At 63.4% G+C, this 26,152-nt stretch carries 15 protein-coding genes and 1 tRNA gene; 5 read left to right on the top strand and 11 right to left on the bottom strand.

What is annotated here, in order from left to right:
* Positions 1-118: 118 nt before the first annotated feature.
* The 3 genes from IPF85_RS01025 to IPF85_RS01015 all read right to left on the bottom strand — a co-directional run bounded on the left by IPF85_RS01025 (position 119) and on the right by IPF85_RS01015 (position 10,501).
* Positions 119-1,804, bottom strand: a complete 1,686-nt coding sequence (locus tag IPF85_RS01025; protein ID WP_343406200.1) for a hypothetical protein — start codon at positions 1,802-1,804, stop codon at positions 119-121.
* Between the two features lie 440 nt (positions 1,805-2,244).
* The gene (locus tag IPF85_RS01020) at positions 2,245-7,161 is read right to left on the bottom strand and encodes a hypothetical protein (RefSeq protein ID WP_343406199.1); all 4,917 of its coding nucleotides are present in this window, start codon (positions 7,159-7,161) and stop codon (positions 2,245-2,247) included.
* A gap of 379 nt (positions 7,162-7,540) precedes the next feature.
* Positions 7,541-10,501: a S8 family serine peptidase gene (locus tag IPF85_RS01015; protein WP_343406198.1), complete on the bottom strand. Its 2,961-nt coding sequence runs from the start codon at positions 10,499-10,501 to the stop codon at positions 7,541-7,543.
* 310 nt (positions 10,502-10,811) lie between these two features.
* Between IPF85_RS01015 and IPF85_RS01010 the strand changes: the two genes are divergently transcribed.
* Positions 10,812-12,080: a nitrilase-related carbon-nitrogen hydrolase gene (locus IPF85_RS01010; RefSeq protein ID WP_343406197.1), complete on the top strand. Its 1,269-nt coding sequence runs from the start codon at positions 10,812-10,814 to the stop codon at positions 12,078-12,080.
* A gap of 282 nt (positions 12,081-12,362) precedes the next feature.
* Here the strand turns inward: IPF85_RS01010 and IPF85_RS01005 are convergent, their stop codons facing one another.
* Both IPF85_RS01005 and IPF85_RS01000 read right to left on the bottom strand, forming a co-directional pair.
* On the bottom strand, positions 12,363-13,667 hold the full coding sequence (locus tag IPF85_RS01005) for an AAA family ATPase (protein ID WP_343406196.1): 1,305 nt from the start codon (positions 13,665-13,667) through the stop codon (positions 12,363-12,365).
* 104 nt (positions 13,668-13,771) lie between these two features.
* Positions 13,772-17,881: a DNRLRE domain-containing protein gene (locus IPF85_RS01000; protein WP_343406195.1), complete on the bottom strand. Its 4,110-nt coding sequence runs from the start codon at positions 17,879-17,881 to the stop codon at positions 13,772-13,774.
* A 173-nt stretch (positions 17,882-18,054) separates the two neighbouring features.
* Between IPF85_RS01000 and IPF85_RS00995 the strand changes: the two genes are divergently transcribed.
* Together IPF85_RS00995 and hpt are read left to right on the top strand one after the other, a co-directional pair.
* Complete coding sequence (locus IPF85_RS00995; protein ID WP_343406194.1) at positions 18,055-19,431, top strand: endo-1,3-alpha-glucanase family glycosylhydrolase; 1,377 nt, start codon at positions 18,055-18,057, stop codon at positions 19,429-19,431.
* Positions 19,432-19,506: 75 nt separating this feature from the next.
* Complete coding sequence (hpt, locus tag IPF85_RS00990) at positions 19,507-20,079, top strand: hypoxanthine phosphoribosyltransferase (protein WP_343406193.1); 573 nt, start codon at positions 19,507-19,509, stop codon at positions 20,077-20,079.
* A 50-nt stretch (positions 20,080-20,129) separates the two neighbouring features.
* On the opposite strand, the gene IPF85_RS00985 is transcribed toward hpt, so the two are convergent.
* The gene (locus tag IPF85_RS00985) at positions 20,130-21,503 is read right to left on the bottom strand and encodes a dipeptidase (RefSeq protein WP_343406192.1); all 1,374 of its coding nucleotides are present in this window, start codon (positions 21,501-21,503) and stop codon (positions 20,130-20,132) included.
* 60 nt (positions 21,504-21,563) lie between these two features.
* Between IPF85_RS00985 and IPF85_RS00980 the strand changes: the two genes are divergently transcribed.
* The gene (locus tag IPF85_RS00980) at positions 21,564-22,871 is read left to right on the top strand and encodes a peptidoglycan DD-metalloendopeptidase family protein (protein WP_343406191.1); all 1,308 of its coding nucleotides are present in this window, start codon (positions 21,564-21,566) and stop codon (positions 22,869-22,871) included.
* A 67-nt stretch (positions 22,872-22,938) separates the two neighbouring features.
* Here the strand turns inward: IPF85_RS00980 and IPF85_RS00975 are convergent, their stop codons facing one another.
* From IPF85_RS00975 to IPF85_RS00955, 5 genes are all read right to left on the bottom strand, one after another.
* Positions 22,939-23,772, bottom strand: a complete 834-nt coding sequence (locus IPF85_RS00975) for a LysM peptidoglycan-binding domain-containing protein (protein WP_343406190.1) — start codon at positions 23,770-23,772, stop codon at positions 22,939-22,941.
* Positions 23,773-23,964: 192 nt separating this feature from the next.
* The gene (locus IPF85_RS00970) at positions 23,965-24,165 is read right to left on the bottom strand and encodes a hypothetical protein (RefSeq protein ID WP_343406189.1); all 201 of its coding nucleotides are present in this window, start codon (positions 24,163-24,165) and stop codon (positions 23,965-23,967) included.
* 112 nt (positions 24,166-24,277) lie between these two features.
* Positions 24,278-24,598 (bottom strand): hypothetical protein, encoded by a 321-nt coding sequence (locus IPF85_RS00965; protein WP_343406188.1) that lies wholly within the window; start codon positions 24,596-24,598, stop codon positions 24,278-24,280.
* 76 nt (positions 24,599-24,674) lie between these two features.
* Positions 24,675-24,839: a hypothetical protein gene (locus IPF85_RS00960; RefSeq protein ID WP_343406187.1), complete on the bottom strand. Its 165-nt coding sequence runs from the start codon at positions 24,837-24,839 to the stop codon at positions 24,675-24,677.
* 77 nt (positions 24,840-24,916) lie between these two features.
* A complete protein-coding gene (locus tag IPF85_RS00955; protein WP_343406186.1) occupies positions 24,917-25,906 on the bottom strand; it encodes an ROK family protein in 990 nt (329 codons plus the stop codon).
* A 115-nt stretch (positions 25,907-26,021) separates the two neighbouring features.
* Here IPF85_RS00955 and IPF85_RS00950 point away from each other — a divergent pair.
* Positions 26,022-26,094, top strand: a tRNA-Arg gene (locus IPF85_RS00950).
* Positions 26,095-26,152 lie beyond the last annotated feature (58 nt).

The following is a 26,152-nucleotide window of genomic DNA, read 5'->3' as shown; positions in this document are numbered from 1 at the left end:
ACGCACGGCGCAGGCCACAGAAAAGTCCGGCGTCGCATGTGCGACGCCGGACTTCTGGTCCGTCAGTGGCTCAGGAGGCGGGCGAGGGGCCGCCGCCATCTTAGGTCTATCTCAGGGTTTAGTAGCCAGCCCAGCGGCTCCAGTTGTAGTAGTCGCGTGAGCGGCCAAAGGCAAAGTAGACCGGGGCGCTGCAGACGCTGCAGTTGGTGCTGCCGGGGATGTAGTGAGCGCCGGCCACCCAGTTATTTTGACCGGGTTGGAAGACGCGCACCGTGTTGTAGTCGCCCCATTTGTTGTCAGAGGGGCGCGCGCTGCTGGAGATGACGCCATGGAGGCTGAAGCCTGGCGGCGCGTTGGTGAAATCATCGGCGATGATGTAGCCGACGCGCGACTTCCAGCTATCACTACTCTGCGCGTAGTCCATGACGATGCCCAGGTCGCCGCGTGCATTGGCCGCCACGCTGGGGTAGCCGTAGCAGTAGCTGGAGCTCCAGATGTAGGGCCGTCCCTGGCTACCGCTGACCTGCGTCATGGTGTCTTCGTAGACCGCGTAGCCATCAATGTAGGGCTGCGTGAAATTGCCGCCCTGCTGCACATTCCACCACCAGCCGAGAATCTTACGGCCGTTGACGTTGAGGTTGGCGTGGTGCAGTTCGTAGCGTGCGCCGGCCAAGAGGCGGTCGCTGGAGCGGCCCATCCAGTTGCCGCTGCTGCTGCCGCACTGATGGCTGCTGCCATACGTCCACGCCGCCACGCTGTTGATGACCTGGTAGGTGCTCGTCGAATTCTCCGGCCAGCGCCAGATGCTGATGCGGTTGTAGGGCGAGCTGGTCGGGTTGTTGGACGCAAAGTACATGACATGGTCCGCGCCCTGCACCGGCACGAAGGTGAACCACGAGGTGCTGGAGAGGTAGTTGTAGCTGAACCCGGAACAGGAGCGCAGGGCATCCAGCGGGAGACGCAGCATTACCGTGCGCGTCCAGGAACTGTTGGCGTTGAACATGTTGTAAGCGATGTACGCGTAGTCTGCGCCCAATTGGATGTGCGGATAGTCCCACCATTGGTTGGTCCAGCCAGCGTTGGTGTTGGTGGGGTAAAAGTCATAGGCGCAGAAGGAGGCCGCGCCGTTGGTGGAGACGCTCAGGCGGAAGCGATTGACGCCGGAGCCGTTGGCTACGCCCTGGCGCAGCCACAGGAACATGTCACGCGCCTTGTCGTACTGCACAATCTGGTCACAGCAGAAGTCGGACATGTTGGTGTACGCGTTGATGTAGCTCCACGTCGAGCCGCCGTTAACAGAACGCGCGGCAAACCAGTTGCCACTGTAGAAGGCGTACTTGCCGCCGACGCCCAGGCTGGGCTCGAGCACGTTCGACTTATTGCCACTGGGGATGGTGCCGCCGAAGGCAACGTTACGATAGAGCTGGGCATCGCCAGGCGCCAGCGGCGCCTTGTCGGCGTTGGCCGCTTCGGCCAACGTGGTCTCGGAATCAGCGGCCGGGGCGACGTCCAACTGCAGACCATCGCTGGCCTCGGCAGAGTCGAGATCACGGGCTGGTCCCGGCAGATTGACGCGGTCAATGTTGAAATCCAACTGAGCCTGCTGTTCGCTGCTCAATTCTGGCATCTTGTCCGACCACTCTGCGACTTCTTCAAACGGCGCCGCAGCCACTGCGGTACCAGCGTTTTCGGTGGAAACGAAGCCCTCCTGGCTGCGCTGCGCATAAAGCGGCATGCCCGCCAAGACGACCATGACGATCAGGGCCAGACTCATGGCCCGCAAGCGACGACTAAAGAGACTCATACGATCCTCCTGTGACAGATGCAAACTAAACTCGACGCGCCGGCTTGCCTCGCTATCATCACCAAGCGGGAAACCGACAATCGTCTTTGGACTTTATATGAGGGGGCATGAGGGGACACGTGGTAAAGATCCGAGGGGTCAGCCAAATGTTGTTCGATAGGTCGTTCGCTGCCTCCTTGCAGTTGCCAGTGCCTGGTTTCTGTGTTTGGGCGTCATGTGGCGGTGATGACCTTGGAGTACGCCCACCTGGTGGGTTGACGACGGGATGGTAGGGACTGTGGTACAAACATTCGGGAACGTAACGAGATTATAACAGACCACGGTCGGCGATTCTGTAAGAACACTGACTTTGGCTCCCTCTGTGCCACCCATGCCGCGGGTGCTGATAGTCTGTCAAGGAAAGCATGAAAGCATGAAAGCATGACGAGACTTGACATTTCCTACCAAATCTGGTTGACCGTACACGCCTGATCCCAGGCGGATGCGGCCAGCGTGACATCGAGCAGGTCAATTTGCCCGTCGTAGTTCAGATCGAGGCTGGCATCCCAGCCAGGGGTGAGGAGATGGGTGTTCCAACGACCGGCCACCTGTTGCACATCATCGGCGCCGCTGCGGCCGTCCTGATTTTGGTCTACGCAGGCCGGCGAGGCCAGGCGCCCCAGGGCCAGGACGCCGCCGCCATCGGCGCGGTAGGTTTGGCCGCCGGGCGTCACGCTGAGTGTCTGGCCGGCGCCGGCCGGCTGCACGGTCAGCGTGACGCCGGCATTGGGCAGCAGGCCGGTGATCAAGAAGGCGGTGACAGTGGCCGGCAGGCTGACGCTGAACGCGCCACTGTCGCCAAAGTTGACGGGAAACAGGACGGCGGTATCGCTGATGATCGCGCCAGCGTAGGGGATGCCGCTGGCGCTTTGCACGGCGGTCACCGGCGCGGGCGCCGCGCCCGCGTCCAGGCCCTGCAACACGTGTAAGAAGCGAACCGCGGCCGGGCCGCCCGGCGCTTCCACCTGCAGGCGATAGTGCATCATTTCGCCGACCGCTGTTTCATCGTAGCCGGCGCCGTTGGGAACGCTGTTGTCGAAGCTCAGGGTGGCCGTGGTGGGCAGGAGCGTGTCCACAGCGAGGGTCTGCGCGCCGGCAGTGGTGACGGTGACGTGATGTCCAACGATGATCGGCGCGGCCGGCAGCATGAGCCAAAAGCGCTTGAAGCGGTTGGCGCTGGCTGACGCGGCGCGGTCGTAAACCACGATAGTGTCAGGCTTGAGCCAGACGATGGCGCGCTGCGCCTGCAGGATGGCGCTGGAGTTGGCGTCCGGGTTGTTGTAGAGATTGGCAGCGTCGCCGCTGGCGTAGACATAATGCGGCGCCAGGCTGTGCGCGAGCCAGGTAGGATCGCCGCCTGGGCCATAGGCGTACTGCGAGCCGTGCGCGTAGTTGGCCTGCCAGAAGCTGATACCGGTGTTCGGCGGGTCGTTTTGCAGAGCCAGGGTGTTCTTGTAGTCGGAGTTGCCCGAGAAAACGCCGTAGCCGGCCCATTGCTTGGTCAGCCATTCGCCCTTGCGGTAGAACTCGAACATATTGCCCGTGCCCTGTTGGTGGTCAATGCTGTTCCAGCCCAGCTTGTAGGTGAACCAGCGCGCCTGGGCATCCCAGCCGGTGCGGGCCGAGAGCAGCCCGACGCCCGGCGCAAGATACTCGGTGGGCAGGGCCGGGCGTGGATCTGCGACTGGAGCGGCGGCCGGATCGAACAGCATGAAGTAGAGCACACAGTCGCGCACATGGTTGAAATCGCCGGCGCGCTGAACGAGGTGTGCGGCGCCGCCGGGCGCCAGGTGAGTCTGCGCCCAGCGGATGGCGTCGCGGCGGGCGCTATCGCCGCGATAATCGGCGTAGAGGCCGAGGGCGCCGAAGAGGGTCATCGTGTCGCGCATCCAGACATCCTGCGCATCGCCAAAATCGGTGGGCAGATGGACCGGCCCCATGTACTCCAACCCTGGCAGGATGCTGGGCACGGGGCTGAGCAACTGCATGTGGCCGGGGATGACCGCGTCCCAGAAGGGATCGCCGTCCAATTGCACCTGCGGCCCCCAGACGGCGGGATCGGCCTGGCCGGCCGTGTTGAGGGCCAGCATCAGTTCGGCCGCGCGACCGAGGCCGGTGGGGCCATAGGCAGCGCCTTCGGGCGAGATGCCGCCGCCAGCCTGGCTGAGGGTCAGTTGACGGTGCATGTAGAGCCAGGCGCCGGTGGCATCCGCCAGGTAATCCTGCACCTGATCCCCAACCACGTTTGGATTGCCCGGATCATCGGCCGCGTCCAGGGACATCGCCATCAGGCCGATCTGGTTCATGTGCGCATCGAAGAAATTGTTGGCCGCGGTGCGGAAGCGGTCCGAATCCGCGAGCAGGGCCGGGTTGTTCAGCAGCCACACCGGCTCTGGGTGATCGAGACCGGAGGTGGTGGCGACCAGATTCTCGTTGAGCCAGCGCAAGAAGACGGTGCGAATGGTGACCTTGTCTTGCGCCGTCAGCGAGGGGTAGATCCAGTCAACGGTGAGTGGGAAGGCCTCGCCGAAGAAGAGGGAGCGCATATTGGTAGAGAAGTTGGCGCCCCGGTAATGGCTGTCCTCCGGGGTGGGGCCAAGCACCGCCTGATCCATGATGGTCATGAGCAGGGTGCGGGCGCGTTGCGCGTAGTCAGCACGGATTGCCGGGCTGTTTTCAATCAACGACATGAAGGCGAACAGTTCCGCGCCCCATTCGACGGGGTACGCATAGTAGGCGCCGAAGGTGCAGCCGCAGTCTTCGGTGAACAGGCGGCCATCGTCCATGCGCGCTTTGTAGTCGAGCGCGAGGGCCTGAATGCCCTGGGCGTAGATGGGGTTGGACGGCACGGCCCAGGCGCGCAGGCGCGGTAGGTCAGCCGGGCGCAGCCACAGCCGTGGATGATCGGGCGGTAGGTTGGGCGTGGGCGGCGGGGTGACGGGCGCTGCCGTGGGCGACGGCGTGGGGGTTGCCGATGCGGGCACGCCGGTGCTCGTGGGCGTAACGGTGACGACCGCCGGCGTGGGGGTCGCGGTCGGCGTGGCGCTGAGGGGGGTGGGGGTTGCGGTGGCATTGTGCTGAGCCTTCCAGTATTGCAGCAGTTGCAGCAGGGCTTGCGGTGGATTGGCGGGCGGCAGTTGCCCGGCCTGGTCGGTGGTGTTCAGGCCGTGGCAGGAAGTGCAGACGCGCACCTCGCCGGGCTGGAAGGTGATCCAGTAGCGTTCGCGAATGACGCTGGCGCCGCTGCCGTCGGTCAGTTGCCAGGTCATGGCGCGGCGGGCGGGAACAAAGGCCGCGGTCGAGCCATCGAGCGCGACGGCGACGCTGCCAGTGGGACCGCCGGTCAGTGGGTTGCTGTTGAGCGCGGCGGCGTCGTGCAGGGGTTGGGCAAGCACGCGGCGACCGGGGAAAGGCGTCTCGCCACAGCAGCCGCTGAAGCCGCGCAGTTGATCGGCCTGGAAGAATTGCAGATGGCCCAGGTCGTAGATGCGCCCGCCTGTGCCCAGGGTCTGCGCGCCGCCGGGCACTCGCAGGTTGAACGGCTGCTGTTTATCCAGGTCGTCGCGGGTGGTCACGTTGCGGCTGACAGCGAGGGCGAGCTGGTTTTGCACCAGGTAGGCGCGCAGCTCCGCCACCGTGACGCCGGCCTGATCGAACATCTGCTGCTCGGGCGCAGCCAGCGGCGGTGTGGGACGGCTGGGGATGGGCCGCGGCCGAACTTCAACCGGGTTGAGCTCCCAGAGGGGGCCGCTGTAGCTAATGTACTCGTCGGGCGACCAGTAGCCCAGGGTCTTGGTGATGCCGGTGGTGAGCAATTGGCCGCCGACCCAGTAGCCGTTGGCGCCGAGGGTTAGGGTCTTGAGGCGAAAATCATAGCGGGTGTCATGTGGCCCGCCCTGGTTGCCTTCGGCGCGTGTTTCCGGCGTATGCACGGCGAGCAGGGTGCCATCAGCAAGGGGCAGCGGCTCACGGTAGTGACCGGAGTGATTGGGGTTGGGCGGGTCGTTATCCTGGCGATAGCTGGCGGTGGCGCGATGGGTTACGTAGGTCACGGCGACATGATCGGCATCGAGCCCGGGCGGTACCGTCATGCTGATGACCTGGCCGGAGGCGTGCGTGCTGAATTCGGGCGCGTCCACACCGTAGTAGGCGCCGGGGTGCAGGGGGTCTTCCTTGATTTGGAACATGTTGTTGATCAGATTGGGGTTGAAGCGGCCGATCTGCCCGTAGTAGTCAATCAGGTTGGGGTCATCGGTCAGCGCCCGCGGGATCCAGCCGGCCAGTTCGTGGCGCCCCAAGTGGTTGATGGTCTCGCCTTCGCTGCCATCCTCGTTGATTTGCCAGGGGAAGAACTGGTTGAAGGTGTGTCCGGCCAGGTTGGTGCCGCCGAGCAGATCACCGCGACAGGGGCGCGGCTCCGGGTAAACTTCGCTGCGGTCATCGAGGCGCACGGCCGCGGCCGATTCATCAGAATAGTTGAAGGTGCCGTAGTAGCTGCTGGCGCAGTTGGCGCCGGTGCCATAGTTGGCGTCGGCGTCGGCCTGTTGGTCACGCTGCAGGTGATCCCACTGGGTGAAGAGCACGCGGCCGAAGCTGTCAATGATGGGACCGAAATCGCCGGAGGGCGCGTGGTTGAGCAGGCGCAGGTCGCCGGTCTGGGGATCAAGGCTCCAGAGTCCGGTGTTGGTGGGCGCCAGTTCGTACTCGTCACGCTGGGGGTAAAGATGCGCCGCGCCATCGCGTGGCCGGTCCGAGACAAAGATGATGCGCTCGTTGCTGGCGTAGAGCGGGTAGATGTTGTTGAAGTTGGCCGGCTGATTGGGCACCAGGGTAATGATCGGGGTGTCGGCAGGCCCCAGGCCGGTGATCTCGTAGAGTTGCCAATAGACGGTAATCCACTGGTAGCGCTGCGTGGGCGCGCCAATCACCATGCTGAAGAGGGCTTTGCTACCGCTCCAATGCACAGCCGGATCACGCACGGCGATGGCGGTGGCGCCCTGGAACGCGCTGGGCGCACCGTAGCCGGCCGCGGCCGTCAGGTTCTTGAGACTACCGTCCGGATAGCGGATCCAGAGGTCGCCGCCACGGGCGACGGCTGACATGTCGGTGCCCTGGTTGCCGAAGGTGGAGCCGATGGTGGTGAAGTCCGAACGGATGGGCGGTTGTGCGACAAACAGGATCGGGTAGGGCAGGGTGGTCGGGTTTTCTGGCGCGCCAGGTTGGGCGGTTGGATCATCACCGGCCTGGACGGGCGCGCAGATGAGCAGGCTGAGGCAGAGGCTCAGCAGTAGGGTACGAACCGGGATTGGGTGAGACATGGTACTCTCCTTAGGGAAGCGGGATAACTAATTCAGAAAGCACCGGAGGGCGCCGGTGCTGGGATAAGTGTCGTTTCGCGTCGGGATGGCGCCATAAGTAGTGGCCCTGCGCTGACACTGCGCACGCATTTGGTTCCCGGACGCGTTTGCTGCCAGGTCACCGATGGCCAGCCAGGTTCCCGGCTGTGGGCCGAGCGATCGTCGGATGATCTGAACGCCAGTCTACCACGAGTGCGGCCGCGATACCTGACATTTCTTGCCAGACAGGAGAGGTACACGGATTGACACAGATTGACACTGATCGCTTTCGTGTCTGTGTTGATCTGTGAAAATCCGTGTACCAAAGATGACGCGGTAACAAACAAGCCGGAGGCTTGTGTTACGGTGCGACGTAGGGCAGGTAGCTGCGTCGCTGCGAAGCGCCGCCGGTGGGCGTTGGCGTTGGGGTACGCGTGCGCGTGGGGGTGGGTGTGGCCGTGGCTGCGCCGCCGCCTTCGGTCAGGTTCTTGCCGCTGGCAACCAGACCAAACGGCTGTGCGCTGCCCTGGGGCACGTTGAAGCCCTTGACGCGCACGGTGTAGGCGCCGCTGGGTGCGTTGTCCAGGAAGACGGTTTCGATCACATTGTTGCGGTCGGCCGACCCGCCGCCGTTGCCGTGGTAGACCGTGCCGGTGGGCCCGGTCACTTCCAGATCCAGGTCATTGACGAGGGCGTGCGTAGTGCCGGGATTGGCGGGGTAGTCCAACCAGGCCAGGGTGATGCGCAGGGGGCCGCCGCCGCTAATCGGGGTGGCGGTGGGGGTTGGTGTGACGGTAGCAGTGGCCGGCGGGCCGCTTTGCACATCGAAGCTGACATCGTCAATGAAGAAGCTGGAAAGGACGCTGCCATCGGTGACGACGCGGAAGCGCACGCGCACCGTCTTGCCGCGGATGGCCGTCACCTGGCTGGGGGTCAGGGTGTAGCTGGCGTACTGCCAGGCATCGGTGGGCGGCACCGCGTCAATGTCTACCGCGTCCACGTAGTGCGAGCCGTTGACCGGGTCAATGATCTGCAGCGCGAAGTAATCGAAGCCGGCGCCGCTTTCGTCGGTGGTGGACCAGTACCAGAATCCCAGGGTGGCGCCGGTGGCCGCGGCCGAGACATTGACCGATTGGAAGAGCTGGTCGTCGGCGTCATGATAGCCGCCGAGCCAGGCCGCGTAGCTGCCGCTGTGCGGCGCCACAGGCAGGTCGTTGGCATGGTTGATGATGGGCGTAGGCACCTGGGTGGTTTCGGTCCAGCCGTTGTGATACTGCTCGAAGCCGCCGTTGATCAGCATCTCGGCGGCCGGTGCATAGGCGACGGGGCGTGCTCCGCCACGGCTGTCAACTGCGGCCACATCGGCTGCGGCGGCCGCCGCGTTGTTGATGGTCATCTGGTAGGTTCTGACGCCGCCTGTCGCCAGGCCGGCGGTGTCGTTCTTCAGCACGATTTGGATCGGCGAGTCAGGCTTGACGCTGGCGGCCACGTCCACGCGGCCCCAACCGGTGACGCTGTTGGGGCGACCGTTGGGCACTTCCTGGGTCGTGCCGCTGCCGTACTGGCCAGGCGCCATGTTGTGTGCGCCGTTGATCAGCGCGGCCTTGACCAGCGCGGCCAGGGGATTGGCGATGCCGCGCACGCTGATGATCCACTGGCGCACCAGCGCGGTGGCGCCGGCGGTCAGCGGCGTGGCCATGCTGGTGCCGCCCTCGTAGAGGTAATTGCTATCGTAGACGCCCCAGCCTGTGCCCGCGCCGGCGCCGTGTGAGCGCACCGAGACGATGTTGGTGCCGGGCGCGACGATGTCAGGCTTGATGCGGGTATCGTCGGTTGGTCCGCGGCTGGAGAAGCCGGCCAGCCCTTCGGCGTTGTCCGAAAGGCGGTCAGAGCTGATGGGGTTGGCGCTGAAATCGCCCGGCCAACAGTTGCCCCACAGGCTGCACGCCCCGCCGGGGTTGTAGCCGCCGCTGCTGCGCAGATTCTCGCTGGCGCCGACGGTGATTGCATTCTTGGCCGTGCCCGGCGAGGCCATGGAGTCGGGGTCAATCACGCCGTTGCCGTTTTGGTCGGTGCCTTCATTGCCCGCGGCGAAGAGGATCACCATGTCCTGGTGCGTCCAGGTGAATTGATCCACCTCCTGCGCGTTTGCGGTATAACCGCCATAAGGATTGCCTGCTGACCCGGTGGGGCCGCCCCAACTGTTGGTGTGGATGCGTGCGCCGTCGTTGTACGCCACCTGGAAGAGGTCGTTGAGGTCGTCGGGAATGCCGCCCAGGCCACCGCTGGAGTCCTGCAGAGATTGGAAGACGAGCTGGGCTTCAGGTGCGACGCCGGCAAAGGATGCAGCGTAAGTATGAGTTGCCGGATTGCTGCCCGAATTGACGCCATTGCCCAGCACCGAGCCGGCCACGTGCGTGCCGTGCGCGCTCGGATCGCTCCAGTTGTTGGTGCGCCCCAGGGCATAGGTGCTGACGATGCGGCCGGCGAAATCGGCGCTGATGGTGCCGAGGCTGCCGGTGTCGAGACCGGAATCGGCCACGCCCACGATCTGACCCTGCCCGAAGAGGTTGACGCCCTGGGCGGTCATGCGCTGCCAGGCCAGGTTGACGTTCATGATGCCGCGACCGACATCGTTGCTCAACGTCACGGGGTAAACCGGCTCGATCCACTGCACCGCATCCACCTGGGCCAGGGCGGGTAGCGAATCGGCGCTCAGGCGCAGGCGCAGCACAGGCCCCCAGCCGTGGTCAGAGGCTGTACTGACCTGCGCGCCCAGTCCGCTGAGGGTTGCGAGCAGGCTGTCCTGATTTTCGCCGGGAAAGCCGAGCACGCGCAGATCGAGCGCGGCGTTGGCTGACGCTGCTTCCGCGGTCAGAGCCGGGCTGAGCTTGAAGGCCGGGTAGTAGGCCCCGATCCAGCGCACCTGCGGCATCTGGCGCGCCTGCGCCAGGCTGGCCTCGCCATGCACCCGTACCACAAACGCATAATCAGGGATGTAGATCAGCGGTTCCAGTCCGGCGCCGGCCAGCTCGGTTTTCCACGCCTCTTCGATGGGGCCGCGGAACTGCACGATCTGATAGGGCGCTTTCTCCGGGTCCACCAGGCCGAGGGCGCCGGCGGGCATCTTTTGCTCAACCTCGCGCGGATCAAAGGTGGCCCATTGCAGGCGCAACAGGCTGCTGCCTGTCTCCTGCGCGCGGATGCGCGTGGTTGCCACCAGCGCCGCGCCAAGCAGGAGCACGACGATCAGGAAGAGATAGAACCTGGGCGGGGAACTGCTTGGCGAATGGGTGGAAGGTGCTGCAAAACTGTCGTCCATCGTAATCTCCTTTTTTGGGGGATAGGGGATTGGGGGAAAGGGGGATTGGCGACCGCGCCGGTCAGGAGGTCAGCACAATCATCTGGGGATCAACCAATTCTAACTGGTCCGGCTGTAGAGTGCAGGAAGCTAATCATACATCCAGGGGCGCGTCAGCGTCAAGTATGGCTGGCGTTGGGGTGAATGTCAAGCGGTGACATTTTGATTGTGCATGGGGGCATGTTACAATTCGTGGCAGAGGGCCTTTGACGCCGGCCTGGCGCTGGGCCGTGAGGCGCAAGCCTGTTCTTGACGTGCGGGGTTCAATCCGATGGATAACGTAATCGTTTGTGTCGTTCAACAGAAGATGCGGCTGCCGGCCGATCTGGCCGATTTCGAGCATGAGCTGCGGCGCTTCCTGCGCGTGGCGCAGGCAAAAGGCGCGCAGTTGATTATTTTTCCCGAACTGGCCGGCATGATGGCGGCGCCACCGCTGCTGAACAGCCTGCGGGCCGGCCTGCTCAAGCAGGCGGATCGCGGCCGCCAGAACCGCGCCGGATTCTGGGAGCGCGCGCGCAGCAAGATGGCTTCTGGCACGGCCGGCCTGCTTGGCTCCGATTTTCAACGTGAGCTGGGCCGCTTGCTCAACCAGAACAGCCACACCCTGTGGGACAGCTATGCCGATTTGTTCGGACGCCTGGCCCAGGAGTTCAGTGCGACCATCGTCGCCGGCAGTCTGTACGCCGTGGACAGCACCGATGGTGGTATTCGTAATGTGGCGACGGTGTTTGGGCCGCAAGGCACGGTGCTCGGGCAGCAGTCACGGGTGGTGATGGTGGCCGAAAATACGGCGCTGGCCGAAGCAGGCGACGGTTGGACGGCGATTGCCACACCGGTCGGGCGCCTGGGCCTGCTCCTGGGGCCAGATGTGCTTTATCCGGAGGCGGGGCGCCTGCTTGCTTACCAGGGCGCAGAGATGATCATCAGCCTGGGAGCTTGCAGCGAACCGGCCCTTTACCACCGCATGCGCGCCGGGCTGCTGGCACGGGTGCAGGAAAACCATCTGTACGGTGCGATCAGCTTCATCGTTGGCTACAACCCATTCACGCCGGGCGAGTCCGAACCGTTCATCGGGCGCAGCGCCATCTGCGCGCCGCTGGAATTCACCAACCGCTACACGGGCATCATGGCCGAAGTGGGCGCGGAAACGACCGAGGGCATCATCTCGGCCGCGTGGGATTACGTGGCCCTGCGCCAGTTGTGGGAAACCAGCGTGGTGCCGGTGCGGCGGACGATTCCGCTGGCCGTGGCCGCGCCGGTTTTCATGAACATCTACCAGCGCGGGGCGGCGCAGTTGCCTTCGCCTGAAGATGCTGCGCCGCCGCTGGCCCTGCCCGCACCAGTAGCGACGGCCACGTTGGAGCCGGCGCGGGAGGACGCTACGCGGCCCCTGGACCTTGACGATCTGCCGGTGATGGGGATGAGCGAGGCGCCGATGGGGACGGAACCGCAGGAGTCAATCCCACTGTTGGAAGAGCGAGAAGAAGACACCGCCGCGGAGGACGCGGCCAAGCCGCGACGCTGGCCCTGGCAACGCTGACCTGAAAATAGCATCGTCGCCCGTAGGTCACGTCTCCGGCGTGACGGCGCTCTCTGCACCAGATCACACGCTCCTGCCCCAAAGCCGTCCGGCCAGGAGGCCGGACCTACAAAGACAGCCGCCCTCTTCCCCCCTTCTCTTCCCAGGCGAGCCAATGCCTGACAGGCGGCGGCGGTAGACCTACAAAGACAGCCGCCCTCTTCCCCCCTTCTCCTCTCCGCCGCGCGGAGAGGAGAAGGGGTCGGGGGTTGAGGTGAGGACTCCCGGTCCGTCCGCAGGGCGTCAATCGGCGCTGTGGTTGTCCACGAAGTAGGAACTGCAGGCTTCGTCAATCATCTCCGGCACCAGGCGCGGGGGTGAATCGGTGTAATCAGAGATAGAGAGGATGGTCTTGATGATGTCGCGCGCATGAACAGACTGGATGGGGCGACGGGCATCCCGATACCACTTTTGCAGGATGTGATTGAATCCGGCTTCGTCGAAGGGCACGTCGAAGACCTGGCAAACCTTGATGAAGATCTGGCGGAAGGTTTTTTCATCGGGACCTGCCACTTCAACCTTCATCTGAATGCGGCGCAGAAATGCGCCATCCACCAACTCACTGGGGTCCAGGTTGGTCGAGAAGACGATCAACTGGCGGAATGGGACTTCCATGGTTTGGCCGGAGCGCAGACGCAAGAAGTCAATCCCACTTTCCAACGGCACGATCCAGCGATTCAGCAGCTCTTGCGGACTCATCTGCTGGCGGCCGAAGTCGTCAATCAAGAACATGCCGGCGTTGGCTTTGAGCTGCAGGGGCGCCTCGTAGAATTTGGCGACCGGCTCGTAGCGCAGTTCGAGGGCTTCCATGCGCAGCTCGCCGCCGACCATGACGGAGGGCCGTTGAAAGAGGCCCCAGCGCCGATCTACACCGGCGTTCAGGCGTGCGGCCTGCGGGTCGTTGGGGTCGGCTTTGATCGGCACGTGGACGAGCGGATCGAACACCTGGATGATCTGGCCACCCATGCAGATGGCGTAGGGAATCCAAATCGGCTCGGTATTGGCGATCAGCTTGGCGACGGCCTGGGCCACGGTCGTCTTGCCGTTACCAGGTGGCCCGTAGAGAAAGAGCGATGAGCCGGCGTTGATGGCCGGGCCAATTTTGCGATGAAAGCTTTCTGGCAATATGAGATGACTGAGCGCCTGTTTGACCTGGGCCTGGTTGACGCGCTGTTTGTTGGTGGTTTGGAGCAACACTGAGCGCTTGTAGGCTTCTGCGTCCACCGGTGCTGGCCCGACGTACTGGGTGCGATCCACGGAATCACGGGCGCGCCTGCCGCCCTCGTCGGTTAGACGATAGGTGTAACTGAAACGGAGGGCGCCGGCGCGTACCACTTCAACCAGGTGTTCGTGCGACAGTTCCGAGAGCACCTGGTCAACGATTTGCGGATGCACGCGCAGAATCTCTACGAAACGACCGACGTTGACCTCCCCTTCATTGAACAACAGACGATAGATCAGGTCTGTGATGATGGATGCAGGGATGCCTAGTTGTTCAAGCCGCGTGGGCTGGGTCAGCAGTTGTTTCAAATCATCTGCAATAGCCACTACCTCTCTCCTCTCATCTTCTTCATCCTCTTCTCCTCTTCTCCTCTTCTCCCCTTCGAGGTGACGGCGGGGTACACATGCTGACGAAATCGCTCGTTCTCAGGTTATGGTGTGCGGTACACAATGACTAGCCGCGGGCGACCTGCCGTAGGTATCGCGCCGGACCAGATGCGCTCTGCGCTGTTGAAGCCAACCTGGACGCTGGTTGGCCCATCACCCTTGAACAGAAATCCGTAGTTGGCGGTTGGTTCGACCAGCCAGCGCCTGATGGCCTGAGTGACATCCCAGCGCAGCCACCCGGGCTGTGAGGGTAGATTTTGGATGTCGAGGGGCTGAGGGTCATGGTCGGCTGGGCTGCTGGCGCCGGGAAGATTCCAGGCCTGACCGGCGTTGGCCTGCTGCCAGGTGGCGGCGGCCGCGGCCCAGCCACGACGCATCACGTGAACGCTGACCGCCAGGGGCGCATCGTTGGAACGATCGTTGAGGTAGAGCTCAAGCCAGGCTCCCAGGATGTCGGCATTGGGCGGCAACAGTTCCTGGTTGAAGGAGATCACTGCGCGGGCGACGGTGTCATGCGAACTTGAGCCAATGCGCAGGATCGGCTCAAGCGCATGGGTGGTAGACGGTGAACCGGCGCCCATCCAGAAATCGTTCGTACCAAAGTAGCCGCGCACACCCTGCTGCAAGGTCAACGTGTGGGCGTCGGGATTGTAGATGGGGGTGGCCGACGGCGTGGCAGTTGGGGTCGCGGTGGGCAGCGGGGTGGATGTGTGGGTAGCCGTGGCGGTCGGGGTCGGCACCGAGCCATGTGTGGTGTAGACCAGGCTCAGGCTCGGGCGCAAGGTGACATCGCGGCCATACTCACTGCTGGCGAAGCTGACCAGAACCGTGTCGTTGTTGTCTGTCTTGCCCTCCAACAGCAGGCCGCGGTTCGTGGCCGGTTGATTGACCCACAACTGCACGATGTTCGTCATATCGAAGACGCGCCAGCCAGCATAGCTGTCAATGAGCGTGTGTCCGCTTGGCTCGCGTTCGCGGTCGCTGTTGACACCGCCGACCCCTGGCCTGGCCCAGGGCTGCGGGCCTTCGGCGCCCTGCATGGCGCGGTTCCAGGTGACTTCGGTTTCCCACCAGGCGCGCAAGACCCGGTAGACTGACAGGTTCATGGGGGTGACGTTGCTGCGGCTGACCTGGTACATCTTCAGGGTGGCTTGTTGGACCACAGCGCCTGACGGCAGAGCGCTGAGGTCGAAGTGAATCAGCGCCTTCATGTCGGCGGCAGCCGGCCAAAGGTCGTTGGACCAGCGCACGTCCAGGTAGGCGCCGCTGCCATTGTTGGTGTCAGGCGCATACATCTCGATGTCCGCGTCGTGCATGCCGCTGAAACCGCTGCCCTGTTGTAGAACCAGGGTCTGCCAGTAGTCCGGCGTCGGGGTGTTGAGCGGTGTCGGCGTGGGGGTGTAGGTGGGCGTGCTGGTAGCAGTGGGCACGGCGGGGTCGGTGGTGTAGGCAAAGCGCAACGTGGGGCGGGTATCTACCTGCCAGTGCGTGCCACTGCGCATGTCGTAATAGACGGTTTGGCCGTCCAGCCCTTCGATCATCAGCATGACGCCGTAGTTCTGCCCCGGATTGTCGAGCCAGAATTGCAGCAGGGCAGTCACGTCGAGATTGACCCAACCATTGGGCTGGAGAATGCCCTGCGTGATGGTGGGATCGGTCAGGCGGTCGGTTTCGAGGCCATCAGCGCCGGGCTGTTGCCAGGGGCCGCCGGTGCTGGCCTGCAGCCAGGTGGCCTGCTGTTCCCACCAGCGCCGCGTCATGCGGTAGACCTTGAGCCGGACAGGATGCGGATTGGAGCTGTATTGGAAGTAGAGCGACAACGTGGCGTCGCGCACGGGGGCGCTCCAGGGGATGGTATCGAGGCCAAAGCGCAGCAAGGCGCGTTGGTCCTCAGCGGGGTTGGTGAAGTCGTCCCGCCAGCCGGCCGTGAGTAGCGAAAAGGTGCCGCGGTTGGTGGTGGGCTGCCAGCGGATGATGGTCGTGTCTTGCGTGTCAGTGAAGCCGTAGAGGCCCTGGCGCAAGGTCACTTCGTGCCAGGGGGTGAAGGTGGACGCAGGGGTCGGCGTCGGTGTGGGCTGCTGGCGATCGGTGGAATAGATCAGGCGCAGCAGCGGGCGCAGATTGACCTGACCGTTCTGCGAGCTGAGCGGCGCGTAGGCCACATCGGTGCCGTTGAGGCTGGCGATGGCCAGGAGCAGGCCGTAGTTCTCCTCAGGGTTGGCGACCTGAAATTGCACCAGGTCGGTGACATCGAGCACGATCCAGCCGTCGGATTGCGTAAACGAGAGGTCGGCATTGGTCTCACCGGCGCGATCATGGGCGATGGAATCAGCGCCGGGGAGGCCCCACGGTGCGCCGCTGACCGGGCTGAGCCAGGTGACTTCGCTTTCGTTCCAGGGCCGCAGCAGGCGCCAGCCGCGCAGTTGCACCGGCTCAGCCTGGGTGACCGGCGGGAGGAAGAAGAACATCTGCGCCTCTCGCACGCGCGCGGTGGTGGGCACATCGTCCAGGTCGAAGCGGACGAGCGCGCGTTGGGTATCTGGGCGGTCGTTGGGGCTGCTGCGCCATTGCATGACCAGGTTGGAGTCGCCGCCCAGGGGTACGGTTGGTTGCCAATAGCTGATGGAGGCGTCGTCGGCCACACTTTCGCCATAGCGCCCCTCTTGCACCAGTTTGACCTGCCACGACCCCGGATCGGCATGGCGCACGGTGAGACGTGGGCGCAGCTCTGGCGACGGGTTGTCGGCAGAGGCAAAGGAATAGTAGACGCTCTCCCAGTTCAGGCCCTCGACCTCCAGCACCAGACCGAAATTGCGGTCTGGCGACGCCACCCAGTTGCGGACCAGATTGGTGATTGGGATATGCACCCAACCGCTCGTCTGGTTGATGTTGACCTCGGCCGCGACGGTGGCTTCGCGGTCGTTGCCCAGGCCGGCCGCGCCGCCCGCGACCCAGCTCCCCACGGTTTCGGTGTGGGGGCGCGTCCAGGTGACGGTGGCTTCGGACCAGTGGCGCAGCAGGCCCCACACGCGCAGGCGGGCGGGCGTGGCCTGGTTGCGCTGTGTCACGTACAGGCTGAGCGTGGCCTCGGCTACGGTATCGCTGGAAGGAATCTGCCAGAGGTCCATGCGCAGCAGCGTGCGGTCATCGGGGCCAGGCCAATAGCTGATCCAACTCAGTGTGGTTTCGGGCCGGGCGCCGTAGTTCGTGTTGGGAGTACCGCTGGTGATCGTCGCGTCGTAGAAGCCACGGAAACCATCCTGGCCCTGCACCAGGGTTGTGGTGACCCAGAGGCTCGGCGTGGGCATAGGCGTCGCCGTGTCCGTTGGGGTGGGCGTAGGCGTCGCGGTGTCCGTTGAGGTGGGAGTATTCGTAGCCGTATCGGTCGGGGTGGGGGTATCCGTGGCCGTATCGGTTACGGTCGGGGTGAAGGTTGGCTCCAGGGGATCGGTGCTGTAAGTTACTTCCAGGCGCGGGCGCAGGCCCTGCACGCTGTGCTCGCGGCTGGCGAGTTCCAGGCGGGCATACTCGTCAGGTTCGCCGCTGACCATGAGGATCAGGCCGGTGTTGCTGGCGTCGTCCGCGACCCATTGCTGGACGAAGTCCAGCAGGTCGAGAGTCACGGTCAAGGTTTGGGTGTGTACGACGGTCAGCGGCCCTGCTTCGCCGCGATCGTCGCCAATGCCGTCCGCGCCGGCCTTGTTCCAGGGCAAGCCCACTTCGGACTCCAGCCAGGTGGCTTCATACTCCAGCCAGGTGCGCAGCATGGGGGCGGCGGTGACGGTGATGGGGCGCTCGACCGTCAGGTCGGTGAAGGTCAATTGCAGGGTTGCGCTGCTTACAGTGGCGGTTGCCGGAATCGAAGCCAGGTCGAAGAACAGCAGAGCACGACTGGTGTTCTCCTCGTAGTCCTGCCATTCCAACGTCACTGCGCCGCGCGTGCCGTCGGGCGTAATCGGGTCGCGGGCGTTCATGGTCGCGTCGCGCGTCCCATTGTAGCCAAACAGGCCCTGTTGGAAGACGGACGTTATCCATTGAGGGGCGGCGGTAACTCCAGGGGAGAGGACACCGACTTGCATCAGAGCCATGAAGACAGCAATTAGGGCGACGGGCATGGCGAACAGGGCAACACGAGTTGACAGACGCCTCGTCATCTTTTTTCTCACCTCACGCGTGGTTGGGAGGAGATTATACCCGATACCTACCGAAAACCAGAAACCGCGGCATACGACGCCAGCGTGCGGTTTTGGGCTTTGGGTCACCTTTGGTAGAATGATTGCGTAAGCGTTTTCGCAATACTCAAACGACGAGGATCATGCACAAACTAATGACCAACAGACCCCGCCACCCCTGCCTGTTCCCCCGCTTCTTTGCAGGCGTGCGCGGCCCGGCCCACGCCTTGCCCTGGCTGCTGGCGCTGCTCCTGATTCTACCCTCAGCCCTGGCTGGACACCCGGCCGCGGCGGCCTCCCCGGCCGCGCTGGGCGGAGAGCGCCTGGTGCTGGCTTTCTATTATAACTGGTTCGATGAAAATACCTGGCGCAATGAAAAAGTTCCAGATTTTCCGGCCACGCTCTACACCTCGCGCGATCGCGGGGCAATGGCGCGGCAGATCGAGCAGGCGCAGAGCGCCGGCATAGATGCGTTTGTTGTCAGTTGGTACGGCCCGCGCATCGAGAACAACCAGACCGAGACCAACCTGCGCGTGTTGCTGGATGAGGCGGCCGCAAGAAATTTTCGCATAGCCATTGACTTCGAAACGCAGGGGCCATTTTTTGGTTCTAGCGGTGATGTGACGCAGGCGCTGCGTACACTGCTGGCGACGCATGCCAACCATCCGGCCTATCTACGCGTGGACGGGCGCCCCGTGATCTTCTTCTGGCGCCAGCAGCGCTTCGGGGTGGGGGCCTGGCAGGCACTGCGCGACGAAGTTGACCCCGGCCGGCAGACGCTCTGGATCGCCGAGGGGGTGGATATTGGCTTTCAGCAGGTCTTCGACGGCCATCATCTCTACAGCGTGGCCTGGTCGGCCGATCCTGGCGCGCAGTTGCTCAAGTGGGGGCGGCGTGTGCGGGCAGCCAGTCAAACCTGGGGACGCAAAATTTGGGTGGCCACGGTGATGCCTGGTTACAACGATACGCGCACAGGCCGCAGTGATGCCTTTATTCGTGGCCGCGAGGATGGCGCCTACTATGCCAAGACCTGGAATGGCGCCCTGGCAAGCGCCGCGGACTGGGTGATCATCACGTCGTGGAACGAATGGCCCGAAGGAACCTACATCGAGCCAAGCCAGGCCTACGGCAGCCGCTATGTTGACCTGACGCGGGAATGGGCGGCGCGTTACAAGAATGGGGAAGGTGCGGCGCCGGCACCGCTTTCGCCGCCGCGCCCCACAGCCACCCCTGCTCCCACGCCGTCCGCACCGCAGGTGGTTGTGCCGCGCGGCGGAGTCAACCTGCGCGCAGGGCCGGGTGTCACCTATCGTGTGCTGGAGCAGTTGGCTCCTGGTCGCCGGTTACTGATCGTGGGTCGGTCCATCGCGCAGGCTGGCGATGCGGGCTGGTGGCGGGTCTGTTGTGCCGCCCGCGGTGGCGCGGGCTGGGTGGCGGCAAATGTGGTCGAGGCCCACGGCCCGTTGGCGCAGGTGCCGCTTGCGCAGCCGCCCGTGCGGCCGCTGCGCCCCTGGAATCTACCTGAAGGGTAAGATTTCAATCGCTCTGCCTGGGGAGCGCAGCAACGGGAGTTCAATGAAGCAAGGGATCGAGAGGGGAGGAATTGGATGATGGGAGATGCAGTTAGTACCCCGGCGGGCACAGAAGCCGACATCCTGCGGGTCTTGATTGCACGTGACGCCCTGAGCGAGCGCGTGCAGGCGCTGGGCGCGCAGATCAGCCAGGACTATGCAGGACGCGATCTGTTTTTGGTTGCCGTTTTGAAGGGCAGTGTGGTCTTCATGGCCGATCTGATCCGTACGATCACCGTTCCGCATCGGATTGATTTCATGGCCACGTCAAGCTACGGCGCTTCGACCCAATCCACCGGGGCGGTGCAGATTATCAAGGATCTGGAAGAGAGTATCGAGGGCCGTCATGTGCTGATTGTGGAAGACATCATTGACAGCGGGCATACGTTGGCGTATCTGCGCCGCCTGTTGCTGGCCCGCAACCCCGCGTCGCTGTGTATCTGTTCACTGTTGGACAAGAAAGGACGCCGCGAGGCCAACGTGCCGGTGGATTACGTGGGCTTCGTCATTCCGAATGAGTTTGTCGTGGGTTATGGGCTTGACTTCAATGAACTGTACCGCAATCTGCCGTTCATCGGAGTGCTGAAGCCGGAGAAGTATCAGGCCTAGTTCCTGGCCGGTCACGTGGCCGGCCAGGAATAGGGTTCGGATGGCTGTTGTCAGCGCGCCATGCCATAGAAAAAGTGGACAATCGTCGCAACGCCGCGGCGAATTTGAGCCAGGCTCATCTTTTCGTTAGGGCTGTGCAGCCCATCGTCCGGCAGGCCAAAGCCCATCAGGAGCGATGGCATGTTGAACTTATTCTGGAGAAGCGCGACGATGGGGATGGAGCCGCCCTCGCGTACGAAGAGGGGCGCCACGCCGTAGACGGCCGCGTAGGCGGCGCTGGCTATCTGGATGGCCGGATGATCGAGGTTGACCGTGGCCCCTGGGCCAGACTGGATCGGTTTGATCTCGACACGCACCGTGGGTGGCGCCAGCGCGTGGATGGTCGCGCTGAGCAGGCTGCGAATCTCCTCCGTGTCCTGGTCGGCCACCAGGCGACAGGAGATCTTGGCAATGGCACGCGACGGCAGGACGGTCTTGAGGCCATCGCCGGCAAAGCCCCCGGCCAGGCCGTTGATTTCGAGGGTGGGCCGGCTGCTGGTACGCTCGCTAATGGTGTACTCCGGTTCGCCCCAATCATCGGGCGGGTTGCCGGCTTCGGCCAGCCAGGCGGCGCGTGTGAAAGGAATCTGTGCCAGGGCGGCGCGGTCATGCTCGGTCAACGGGCGCACGCGGTCGTAGAAATGAGGAACCGCCACGCGGCCATCGGCGTCGTGCAGGCGGGCCAGGATGGTACACAGCGCCTGCAGCGGGTTGTGGACGGCGCCGCCGAACGTGCCGGAGTGCAGATCCCTGCCCGGCCCGGTTACTTCCACATGCACGGCCACCAAACCGCGGACGCTGGTGATGATAACGGGGCAGTCGGGCGCCAGCATATGGGAATCAGAGATGAGGCACGCGTCAGCCTGGAAGATATCGTGGTAGGTGTCGAGCACCGCGTCCAGGCTGGGACTACCGATTTCTTCTTCACCTTCGATGAGGAACTTGACATTGACCGGCAGGCGGCCGTCGGCCTGCAAGATGGCGCGGATGGCTGCCAGGTGGATGATGAACTGGCCCTTGTCGTCGGCCGCGCCGCGGGCGTAAACATTGCCCCCATCTATGGTCGGTTCGAAGGGCGGTGTGCGCCAAAGCTCCAGGGGGTCCGCCGGCTGCACATCATAATGCCCGTAACAAAGAACGGTGGGCTGACCGGGCGCGTGCAGCCAGTCGGCATACACGATGGGGTTACGGTTGGTTTCCAGCGTTTGCACATGTTCCAGGCCGATCTCTTGCAGATAGGCGCAGACCCAGTCCGCGGCGCGTTGCACCTCGGACTGGGCAGCCAGCACGGTGCTGACACTGGGGATGCGCAGGAGTTCGAGCAGATCATGAAATAGTTGCGGCTCGTACTGCTGAGCTGCAGACAGGGCGTCGGTCAATGCCATCAGGTAGGCTCCTCCACAAACAGGTTGATCTCCGGGCGATTATCGCATGAGGTGCGAGACGTGTCAAAACTAATTATGAGGCGTGCAAGGCTGAGCCAGGGCCTGCTTGGCCTGATTCTCTGGCTGAGCCTAACCCTACCGGCTGACCCGCTGGCTGCGGCGCCAGCAGCCGCCGATCACACCCAGCCGGTGCGGCAGAGCGGGGCCATCGTGCATGTGGTGCAGGCCGGCGAAACGCTGGGCGCGATTGCCGCGCGCTATGATACCACTGTCGCAGCCCTGGTAGAGGCGAACCGTTTGGAGAACCCTGATCGGCTGGCAATCGGTCAGCGCCTGCTGATTCCGGCGCGGACCTCCGACACCTGGCCACAGCCACGCCTGCGTTACCTGGTGCAGCCGGGCGATACGTGGACCGGCCTGGCATCAAAATTTCGCATAGTCAAATCACTATTAGTTTCAGCCAATCCGTCCAATTCGAAGGGAAGGCTGGAGCCAGGTCAGGAGATCGAGGTTCCGATAACGCCGAATTGGGTGGCCCTGGGCGTGCGTCGGTTCGAGATCACGCCGGCGGCGCCGCTGCAGGGGCAGGCGGCTGCGTTGGCGTTGGTTGCCGACTATCCGCTGACGGTCACGGCCCGCTACGCCGGAAGTAATCTGGCGCTGGTGGCGGGGCAGGGGCAGACGTGGGCCTTGTTTGGTGTGCATCCGTTGGCGCCGCCGGGTCTCACCTGGTTGGATGTGGATATTCAAGGCCTGGCCTTGCCGTTTCGCCTGCGCTCGGAGCCGGATGATTTGACCCTGCATCTGCGCTGGCCGGTGCCGGTGCAGGCGGGCAGTTTCGAGACGCAGCACATCGTATTGCCCGCGGCCAAGGGAGGCCTGCTGGCGCCCACGTTGTTGGCCGATGAGCGGGTCAAGCTGAACATCATCTGGCCGCAGCATGAGCTGTCTCCCCAGTGGACTAGGGTTTTCACGTCACCGTTGGGCAGCGCGTTTCAGACCACCTCGCCGTTTGGCACGCGGCGCAGCTACAACGGTGGGCCGGTGACCAGTTTTCATGAAGGCCAGGATTATAGCGCGCCGACCGGCACGACCGTGACGGCGCCGGCGCCCGGCGTGGTGGTGTTGGCGGAGACGTTGGCGGTGCGCGGTAATGCCGTGATTCTCGACCATGGCGCCGGGCTGCACACCGGCTATTGGCATCTGTCCAAGATCGAGGTCACGGTGGGGCAGCAGGTCAAGGCGGGCGATAAACTGGGCGAGGTCGGCACCACCGGTCTTTCCACCGGCGCACATCTGCACTGGGAGATGCGCGTGGGCCTCATACCGGTGGACCCGTTGACGTGGCTACAGAGGATTTTGCCGTGAGAGTTGGAGGTACAGAAACCCGTTTCTTTAGAAAAAACGGGTTTCTGTGAGTTGATCTGACGCCTGCTCAGCGTTTTTCCCACCAGACGTGGATTTCAGCCAGGCCGGTTCGTTCGAAGTATTCGACAACGACGGTATGGCTACCCTGGTTGAGCACCACATCTTTGTAGAAGCCCGCAATGGCTTGTTCGCGCCACTCGTCAATTTGATTGACCCCATCCACCCAGAGGCGGACGCCATCATCACTGCGTGCGTAGAAGCGATAGGTGCCACCGCTGAAGGCGGCGCTGCGGCTCCACTGGGCGGAGAAGTGATCCGCCTGCACGCTGCTGGGCGCCGGAGAGCCGTAGCCCCAGTTGAAGTTGATGCCGGCATCGCGGCGCGTCAGCACCGGCGCACCGCTCAAGTCTTCGTTATTGTAGAACTTGGCTGTCCACGCGGCGCTGCTGGGTGGCGGAGGCGTGGGCGGCGGCGGTGGATTGCAGGGAATGCGCAGGCGTTGGCCCACGTAGATACGGTTGATGTCGCCGATCTGGTTGGCGCTGCGCAAAGCCAGAACGCTCACCCGAAAACGGCTGGCGATCTTGGTGAGCGTATCACCACGCTGCACCACATAGCTGATCGGGCACGCGGGCGGCGTACTGGCCGCGGGTATGCACAGAACCTGGCCGATGTGAATGCGGTTCAGATTGGTGATGCCGTTGGCGCGGGCGATGGTCCAGACATCCGTGTGATAGCGGGCTGCGATTTTGGTCAGTGTGTCGCCCGCGCGCACGGTGTAATAGGTACAACTGGCCGCAGCCGGCGCACCATCGGTCGGTGCGGCCAGCGCGGCCAGCGGTGTGACCAGCAGCAAGCTGGTCAGAACAACGATCAACAACAGTTGCATGGATTTCTTCACGGCACGTTCTCCTTCCCATTTCTTCTGCGGCCCAGCCTGTGACTTGAGCCTGGTGTCACGGGAGTTTCTAAGGGTTTCCGGCCCGCCGGTGGCTGCGCGGCCAATGAACAGAAGTCATGACGTTGCAGCGACAGAGAAAGTGCCGCGTGGTAGCGTGACAAGACACTATCGGCCTGGTGAGATCGCCCGCGCTTACACGGCTTCGATCAGATCGCTCATCTGGCGGGCAACGCCGAGCAGGCTAATGCCCAACTTGACCCAATCGCCGGGCTTGAGGCGGGCCACGGCGCTGTTGGCCGGCTCATCGCGGTTGGTGGCAATCCACGCCAGCACCAGGCCAAAGATGGCGCCGATGACAAGGCCAAAGACTAATCGCTGTTGTTTTCTGTCCATCGCTTATTTGCTCCCTGAGTGAGAATGATTTACGAGACAAGAGGTCAGTGAAGTCAATGAAGTCAATGAAATCAATGAAATCAGTGAAATCAGTGAAATCAGTGAAATCAAGTCAATCGGAATGATGCGTCTGGCGTCGCAGTGACCGCAGCAGGACGCGCCCGGTGGTTGACCATCGGGTGTAAACCAGGTGGGCGCGAACCACGGGTGTGACTACCTTATTGGCGCCCTGATCCACCATCGTTTGTGCCCAGCGCACTTTGGCCTGGGCCTGTGGCGCCAGGGCGTGCGTCTTGCGCTTCAGGGCCAGTGTGCCACGCACGGCAAAGAACATGGCGACGAGCGGCAAGATACACATGATGAAGGAAAGAATCGAGAGAATAATGAGCGACACGTCGCGTAAGGCTTGAATCAACACGGTGATCTCCCACATTTTTTCGCCTCGGCAGGCGCACGGTATGGTGCCGAGGATTGCACAGTTTGAATCTTCCAGCTACTTCCAGCTACTTCTACTTCTTTTCGGGCGGCGTGTCGGTGTTTGCCAGTTGCCCGCGCCGGTCGCGTGAGCGACGCTGGAGAGGGCCTGGCTCAACGATCGCGAAGATGGTCAGAACAATCAGGCACGCGATCAGGACGAAACCGATGATCTCCCAGAAGGTCAGATAAAAAACCACGTGTTCCCCTTTTTTGTTTGCTGGGGGCGCCAGGAGTTCGTTCCACAGGCGCCGACCGGCGGGCGCATAGCGGTGAGCTATGGCACGCGCGCCATAGTCTGACCCCGCCGCTGACTTTCGGCCTCCGCCAGTGCAATGGCGCCAATGAGGACCACGTCATCGCCCAGGGCAGCGGAAACGATGGAGAGGCCCTCCCAATACTGATGTGGCGCACGGGCACGGATAACTTCCCAAATGGCGTCGGTCAGCAGCGCGCCCACCTTCATGACACTGCCCCCAAGCACGATCATACGCGGGTTGAAGAGATGCAGCAGGCTGGTGATGCCGACGCCCAGGTAGAACCCCGCGCGTCGAAATTCGGCTTGCGCCAAGCGGTCACCGGCCTTGGCCGCATCATGCAGTTCTTTGGCCGTGATACGACTGAGATCACCGGCCACCATGTCCGTGACCATGCTGGTGGCGCCCTGGTGCAGGGCCTCCACGGCATGGCGGGCGATGCTTGGCCCACTGGCATAGGCCTCCAGGCAACCGCTATTGCCGCACAGACAGCGCGCGCCCTGCGCTTCCACCGTCATGTGCCCCACCTCGGCTGCGAAGCCGTGACTGCCCAGGAGCATCCCACCATGCGTAATGATACCGCCGCCCACGCCGGTGCTTACCGTGATGTAGATCATGTCGGCAATATCACGCCCGGCTCCATAACGGTTCTCAGCCAGGGCGGCCAGGTTGGCGTCGTTGCCCAGGAATGTCGGTAGACCATAAGCCCCGGCGATGATGTTACGCAACGGCACCATGTCCCAACCGGGCAGGTTTGGCGCAAATACGATCACGCCAGACGTTGGATCGAGCGGGCCAGGCGCGGCCAACCCAATCGCCTTGACAGTGCCCTGATCTGGCTTGGGCCAAACTTGGTCAATCAGGGATTTGATGCGTTCGATGACGGCATCCTGACCCTCATCGGCCTTGGTGGCGGTAGCCACGCGCCGGTAGATCTGGCCCGTGGCGTCGCTCAGGGCCGCGCGCACCTGCGTGCCGCCCAAATCAACCCCAATCACATACGCGTGCATAGCTTGCTGCGCTCCCTTTTGCGCCTGATGGCAGGCGTCATTATCTCTTAATTGACTATACCAACGCCAGTGCGATTTGTCAACCGGGAAGGGCTTTGGTAGAATTCAGATCAGCGCCCTCGTAGCTCAGGGGATAGAGCAGCTGTCTTCTAAACAGCGGGTCGCGGGTTCGAGTCCTGCCGGGGGTACTCAAGCGCTTTTGCACAAAGCAGGAACGATTTTGACAGGATTGACAGGATGCACAGG

The organism is Candidatus Amarolinea dominans, from assembly GCF_016704685.1.
Lineage (GTDB): Bacteria > Chloroflexota > Anaerolineae > SSC4 > Amarolineaceae > Amarolinea > Amarolinea dominans.
The sequence above is the reverse complement of the archived record's forward strand: the minus strand, read 5'-3'. Positions and strand labels throughout refer to the sequence as shown.

Coding starts and splice junctions, on each gene's coding strand:
- IPF85_RS01025 (WP_343406200.1), bottom strand. CDS start 1,804: ATGAGTCTCTTTAGTCGTCGCTTGCGGGCCATGAGTCTGGCCCTGATC.
- IPF85_RS01020 (WP_343406199.1), bottom strand. CDS start 7,161: ATGTCTCACCCAATCCCGGTTCGTACCCTACTGCTGAGCCTCTGCCTC.
- IPF85_RS01015 (WP_343406198.1), bottom strand. CDS start 10,501: ATGGACGACAGTTTTGCAGCACCTTCCACCCATTCGCCAAGCAGTTCC.
- IPF85_RS01010 (WP_343406197.1), top strand. CDS start 10,812: ATGGATAACGTAATCGTTTGTGTCGTTCAACAGAAGATGCGGCTGCCG.
- IPF85_RS01000 (WP_343406195.1), bottom strand. CDS start 17,881: ATGACGAGGCGTCTGTCAACTCGTGTTGCCCTGTTCGCCATGCCCGTC.
- IPF85_RS00995 (WP_343406194.1), top strand. CDS start 18,055: ATGACCAACAGACCCCGCCACCCCTGCCTGTTCCCCCGCTTCTTTGCA.
- hpt (WP_343406193.1), top strand. CDS start 19,507: ATGATGGGAGATGCAGTTAGTACCCCGGCGGGCACAGAAGCCGACATC.
- IPF85_RS00985 (WP_343406192.1), bottom strand. CDS start 21,503: ATGGCATTGACCGACGCCCTGTCTGCAGCTCAGCAGTACGAGCCGCAA.
- IPF85_RS00970 (WP_343406189.1), bottom strand. CDS start 24,165: ATGGACAGAAAACAACAGCGATTAGTCTTTGGCCTTGTCATCGGCGCC.
- IPF85_RS00965 (WP_343406188.1), bottom strand. CDS start 24,598: ATGTGGGAGATCACCGTGTTGATTCAAGCCTTACGCGACGTGTCGCTC.
- IPF85_RS00955 (WP_343406186.1), bottom strand. CDS start 25,906: ATGCACGCGTATGTGATTGGGGTTGATTTGGGCGGCACGCAGGTGCGC.